General features: G+C 75.8%; 6 protein-coding genes. All 6 read left to right on the forward strand.

All coding sequences use genetic code 11. The annotated features are described in order from the left end of the window. On the forward strand, positions 1 to 699 hold a 699-nt coding region (locus tag HTZ82_RS27080), incomplete at its 5' end, for an ROK family protein (protein WP_175412010.1). Between the two features lie 128 nt (positions 700 to 827). Beyond that, a complete protein-coding gene (locus HTZ82_RS27085) occupies positions 828 to 1598 on the forward strand; it encodes a hypothetical protein (RefSeq protein WP_217624629.1) in 771 nt (256 codons plus the stop codon). 334 nt (positions 1599 to 1932) lie between these two features. Continuing rightward, a complete protein-coding gene (locus HTZ82_RS27090; protein WP_175412011.1) occupies positions 1933 to 2694 on the forward strand; it encodes a GntR family transcriptional regulator in 762 nt (253 codons plus the stop codon). A gap of 136 nt (positions 2695 to 2830) precedes the next feature. Beyond that, complete coding sequence (locus HTZ82_RS27095; RefSeq protein WP_175412012.1) at positions 2831 to 3952, forward strand: TIGR03364 family FAD-dependent oxidoreductase; 1122 nt, start codon at positions 2831 to 2833, stop codon at positions 3950 to 3952. 2 nt (positions 3953 to 3954) lie between these two features. Continuing rightward, entirely contained in the window at positions 3955 to 4635 is a 681-nt protein-coding gene (locus HTZ82_RS27100; RefSeq protein ID WP_175412013.1) for a phosphonatase-like hydrolase, read from the forward strand. Beyond that, positions 4632 to 5699 carry an ABC transporter ATP-binding protein gene (locus HTZ82_RS27105; protein WP_309235709.1) on the forward strand — a complete coding sequence of 356 codons (1068 nt, stop codon included), beginning with the start codon at positions 4632 to 4634 and terminating at the stop codon, positions 5697 to 5699. The genes HTZ82_RS27100 and HTZ82_RS27105 overlap by 4 nt, the downstream gene beginning before the upstream one ends. The last annotated feature ends 140 nt before the right edge of the window (positions 5700 to 5839 follow it).

A 5839-nucleotide genomic window follows, 5' to 3' on the forward strand; every position in this document is an offset into this window, starting at 1 on the left:
GGCGTCGGGGTCGCCATGCCCGGGCCCCTCGACCATCGCACGGGCGTGCCGCACCGGGTGACCGGCTACCCCGAGTGGGACGGGTTCCCGCTGCGCGACGCGCTCGCGGAACGGCTGGGTGGAGGGCCTTCTGGCGGGCCGTCCGGAGGGCCTTCCGAGAGGCTGTCCGTCGTCCTCGACAAGGACACCAACGCGGCGGCGCTCGGCTTCGCCGTGCGGGGCGGCGCTGGCCGCGGGACCGAGGACTCGTTCGCGTATCTGCATGTCGGTACCGGGCTGGGCGCCGGGCTCGTGCTGGGCGGCGTGCTGCTGCGGGGCGCGCGCACCGGGGCGGGCGAGTTCGGGCACCAGGTCGTGCGGCTCGACGGCGCCGTGTGCGGGTGTGGGGCCCGCGGGTGCCTGGAGGCCCTGTGCCTGGACGCCGTCCGGCGCGGTGACCTGGCGGAGGCGGGCCGGGTGCTGGGCGTGGGCGCCGCGAACCTCGTCGGGCTCCTGGACATCGACCGCGTGCTGCTGGGCGGGCGCGTGGTGGACGCGGCGCCGGAGCCGTTCGTACGCGGTGTGGGCGCCGTGCTCGCCGAGCGCGCCCGCCGCACGGGCGAGGCCGCACCGGTGCCCGTCGCCCTCGCGGACGGTACGCCGCATCTGGTCGCGGAGGGGGCCGCGCAGCTCGTGCTGGCTCCGTTCTTCGGGCTGTGAGGGCGGGCGGGGGCAGGGCAGGCGGGGCGGTGGGGTGTTGCTCCGATCGGGGGTAATCGGCGTTCCGTACGGCGGGTTTGCGGCGGGTGCGCGAGGTGATGTGCTCGCGGGCGGGGACACCTTGCTTCATGTCGCGTCGTCTTCTCGCCTCGACCGCTGCTGCCGCCTTTGCCATATCCGCCGTACTCGCCGCGGGTGCTGCGGGTGCCGCGGGTGCCGCGTGGGGCGTGCCCGCTGATATCGCCGTCGCCGGGCGGGAGCCGAGTTGTGGGGACACGTCCGCGGCCGCGTTTCCGATCCGTACGCGGATCGTGGGCGGTCCCGACGTGTACCGCGCCGGGGGCGGGGCCCTGAGCTGGCGGGTCGAGCTGACCAACACCACCGGGCGGGCCTGCCACAACATCCATCCCGTGATCGTCCTCACCGACCAGGGCGGGGAGCTGACGCCCGCGGACGTGCGGATGGAGTTCGCGGACCGGGAGGGCGCGGCCGGGCGGGCGGTGCGGGTCGAGGCGACGGACCACGACGAGGTCGTCGGGGTGCTGGACGACGACACCGACCGGGCGTTCGCCGGGTTCACCGTGCCGGCGGGCGGGACGGTGGCCGTGCCGGTGCGGCTGGCGTTCGCGGGCGGGGCGCGGGTGGGGGCCGTGACGGCCAACGCCGCGGTGGTGCAGCGGCGGGGGGATGACGGGGAGTGGGTCGGGGAGTCGGGGGACTACCGGTTCGTGGTGGCGCGGGCGGTGGGGGAGTCGGAGGCGGCGGAGCCGGAGCCGGAGCAACTGGCGGGGACAGGGCGGCGGGGTGCTGGTGTGCTGGTGCCGCTGGGTGCGGCTGCGGGCGGGTGCGTCGCCGTGGGCGCGGCGGTGGTGGTGCTGGCGCGGCGCGCCGGTGGCTGAGCGGCGGGAGCGGTGCGGGCGCTGGGGGAGGGAGCGGTGCGGGCGGCCGGTTCCGCTGTGCCCACCCGTTCCGCCCTGGGGGTCCCCCCTGCACGAAGTGCTTGGGGGAGGAACGCATGCCCACAGCGAAACCGGCGGTCCCGGCGGGCGTGCCGCTCCGCGGCGGAACCGGCGGTCCGGGGAAGGTGGCCGTTCCGTAGCGGAATCGGCGTTCGGGCGGGCGTGCCGTTCCGTGGCGGAACCGGTGGTTCGGGGAACGTGGTCGCTCCGTGGCGGAATCGGTGGGTGCCGTGGTGGCACCGGGTGTTCACCCTGGTCTGGGAGCATCCGGTGTGTGGATCAGTGGAACAGCAGCAGTGGTGCGCCCGGGGCGCCTGTGCGGGCGGGGATTCCCGAGCATGGGCGGGTGCCGAAGTACTACGCCGTCAAGGCGCGGGTGGCCGAGCTGCTCGGTGAGTTGGGGGAGGGCGACGCCCTGCCGACCGAGCGGGAGCTCGCCGCGCGGTACGAGGTGTCGCGCGAGACCGTGCGGCAGGCCCTGCGGGAGCTGCTGCTCGAAGGGCGGCTCCGCCGCCGGGGCCGGGGCACGGTCGTGGCGGGGCCGAAGCTGGAGCAGCCGCTGTCGCTGGCCAGCTACACCGAGGGCGTCCGCCGTCAGGGCCGCCGCCCCGGACGTCACCTCATCGCCCTCGACCGCCTTCCCGCCTCCGGGGCGCTCGCCGCCGAGCTGGACGTCCCGCCCGGGGAGCCCGTCTGGCACATGGAGCGGGTGCTGCTCGCGGACGACGAGCGCGTCGGCCTGGAGAGCACGTACGTCGCCGTGGCCCGCGCCCCGCGTCTGGACGCCGACTTCGACCCGGACTCCTCCTTCTACGCGTACCTCCGCGAACGCCTCGGCATCCGCTTCGGCGACGCCGACGAGCGCATCGAGACCGTACTGGCCACGCCGCGCGAGGCGCTCCTCGTGGGCACCCCGCCCGCCCTGCCCATGCTGCTCCTGCACCGGCTCTCCCGGGACACCGGCCACCGGCCCGTCGAACGCGTCCGCACTCTCTACCGCGGCGACCGGTTCAGTTTCACCACCAGGCTGGGGTAGACCGGCCCTCGGCTGACCGGACGCCGAGCCTTTGTCACGAGAACATAACGGGTCTGGGCCAAGTTTGACGGCCCGTTCACCGACCCGTCGCCGGGCCGATCCGCCCGGGACACCCGCCACCCCGACCGTCTGTGGCGTGAAAACCAAGAGAGTCGTCATCGTCGGGGCCGGGGTGCTGGGCACCCTGCACGCCTGGCACGCCCTGGAGCGCGGCCACGAGGTCGTGCACATCGAGCGGGAGCGCGAGGCCCGCGGCGCGTCGCTCCGCAACTTCGGGCAGATCTGGGTCAGCGGCCGCGCCGCCGGCGAGGAACTGGACACCGCCCTCCGCGCCCGCGCGTTGTGGGAGGCCGTCGGCGCCCGCGTCCCGGGCCTCGGATTCCGCGCCAACGGGTCCCTCACCCCCGTACGCACCGCCCTCGAAGCCTCCGTCGCCGAAGCAGCCGCCGCCCGGCCCGACGCCGCCACCCGCGGCTTCAAGCTGGTCACCGCCGCCGAGGCCCGGGCCATCAACCCCGCCCTGCGCGGGGAGTTCACGGCCGCCCTCCACTGCGCCGAAGACGCCGCCGTCGAGCCGCGCACCGCCCAACTCGCCCTCCGCGAGGCCCTCCTCGCCACCGGGCGCTACACGTTCCTGCCCGGACGGGAGGTACGGGACGTCGTCGGCGAGCACGGCGTACGCGACGACCACGGGGACGTCCACAGCGGCGACTCCGTCGTCCTCTGCACCGGCGCCTGGCTCGGCGGGCTCGTCCGCGAGATCGCCGGGCCCGTCCCCGTACGCCGCGTCCGCCTCCAGATGATGCAGACGGCGCCGCTCGGCGAACCCCTCACCACCTCCGTCGCGGACGCCGACAGCTTCCGCTACTACCCCGCGTACGACGCCACGGCCCTCGACGCCGGACAGCCCCAGGAGCCCGTCGCCGCCGCCCACCGCATGCAGCTCCTCATGGTCCAGCGCCTCGACGGCGGGCTGACCATCGGGGACACCCACGCGTACGAGCACCCCTTCCCGTTCGACACCGTCGAGGAGCCCTACGAGCACCTGACGAGGGTCGTCGAGGGCCTCCTCGGGCGGCCCCTCCCACCCGTGCGGCGCCGCTGGGCCGGCGTGTACGCGCAGTGCGCCGACCCCGCCCGCGTCGTCCACCGCCAGCGCGTCCGCGACGGCGTCCACCTCGTCACCGGGCCCGGCGGACGCGGCATGACCTGCGCGCCCGCCATCGCCGAGACCACCGCGAACGAACTGGGCTGGTAGCCATGACACTCGATCTCGTCGTCCTCGACATGGCCGGGACCACCGTCGCCGACGGCGGCCTCGTCGAGGACGCCTTCGCCGCCGCCGCGCGCCGCCTCGGCGAGGACCCCGCGCCGATGCTCGGCCATGTCCGCGCCACCATGGGCGAGTCCAAGATCTCCGTCTTCCTCCACCTGTTCGGCGGCGACGAGACCAAGGCCCGGCAGGCCACCGCCGCCTTCGAGGAGGCGTACGGAGAGCTGGTCGGCGCCGGGGCCGTCGCACCCGTCCCCGGCGCCGCCGACACCATCCGGGCGCTGCGCGAGCAGGGCCGTACCGTCGTCCTCACCACCGGGTTCGCCCGCGTCACGCAGGACGCCCTGCTGGACGCACTCGGCTGGCGGGACCTGGTCGACCTGGCCCTGTGCCCATCGGACGCCGGCGGGCGCGGACGCCCGTACCCCGACATGGTGCTCGCCGCCCTGCTGCGCACCGGCGCCGTCGACGACGTACGGCACGTCGCGGTCGCCGGCGACACCGCGTACGACATGCTCAGCGGCGTACGGGCGGGCGCCGGGCTCGTCGCGGGCGTCCTCACCGGCGCCCACGACCGCGAGCGGCTCACCGCGCACGGCGCCACGCACGTCCTCGGGTCCGTGGCCGAACTCCCGGCCGCCGTGGCCGAGTGGGAGGCGGCGCGGTGAGCGGCATACGCTTCGCGCGCGTGTCCGTCGCCTACGGCCGCACCACCGTCCTCGACTCGCTCGACCTGACCGTCGAACCCGGCGAGGTCATGGCGCTGCTCGGGCCCTCCGGCTCCGGCAAGACGACCGCGCTGCGGACGGTCGCCGGGTTCGTACGGCCCGCGGCGGGGCGGGTGTTCATCGGCGGCCGCGACGTGACCGGGCTGCCGCCGTACCGGCGCGGCATCGGCATGGTCGTACAGAGCTACGCCCTCTTCCCGCACCTGCGCGTGGACGAGAACGTCGCCTTCGGACTCAAGGCGCGGAAGGTCGCGCGGCGCGAGATCCCGGGGCGGGTCGCCGAGGCCCTGGAGCTGACCGGCATGGCCGCGTACGCCCGCCGCCACCCGCGCGAGCTGTCCGGCGGCCAACAGCAGCGCGTCGCCATCGCACGGGCGCTGGCCATCCGGCCCGATGTGCTGCTGCTCGACGAGCCGCTGTCGGCGCTCGACGCCCGGCTCAGGTCCGGGATGCTCGGCGAACTCGCGCGGCTGCACCGCGAGTTGCCCGGCATGTCGATGCTGTACGTCACGCACGACCAGGTCGAGGCGCTGACCCTCGCGGACCGGGTCGCCGTCATGGACCGCGCCCGGCTCCAGGACTGCGGCACCCCGCAGGAGCTGTACCGCAGGCCCCGTACGGAGTTCACAGCGTCGTTCGTCGGCGACGCGAACTTCCTCCCGGTGACCGCCGGGGGCGCGGGCACGGTCACCTTCGCGGGCCGTGAGCTGGAGGTCCCGGAGGTCCCGGAGTCACCGGTGGCGGCGGGCGCCGCGGCCACGCTGTGCGTCCGGCCCCACCTCGTCGCCCTGGGCCCGGGGCCCAACGCGCTGCGCGGCACCCTGGCCGAGGCCCAGTGGCGGGGCGCCACGCACAGGCTGTACGTCGAGGTGCCGGGCGGCCACCGCGTCAAGGCCGACGTCCGCGAGCTGCGCGAGCCCCCGGCGCCGGGCGCCGAGGTCACCCTCCACTTCGCCCCCGCCGACGCGGTGCTCCTCCCGGCGGGGGTGACCCCGGATGCCTGAGGCCCCGAAAACCCTCACCCCCCGCACGACAGCGGCCCAGACCGACGACCACCCCAGGGCGCCGCGCGACGGCGAGACGTCCGCCGAGGCCCAGGCCCCGCAGCGCCCCGAGGGCGGCGGCCCGGGCCCAGAGCACCGCC

The sequence above is a fragment of the Streptomyces sp. TRM64462 genome, assembly GCF_013362995.1.
Classification (GTDB): domain Bacteria; phylum Actinomycetota; class Actinomycetes; order Streptomycetales; family Streptomycetaceae; genus Streptomyces.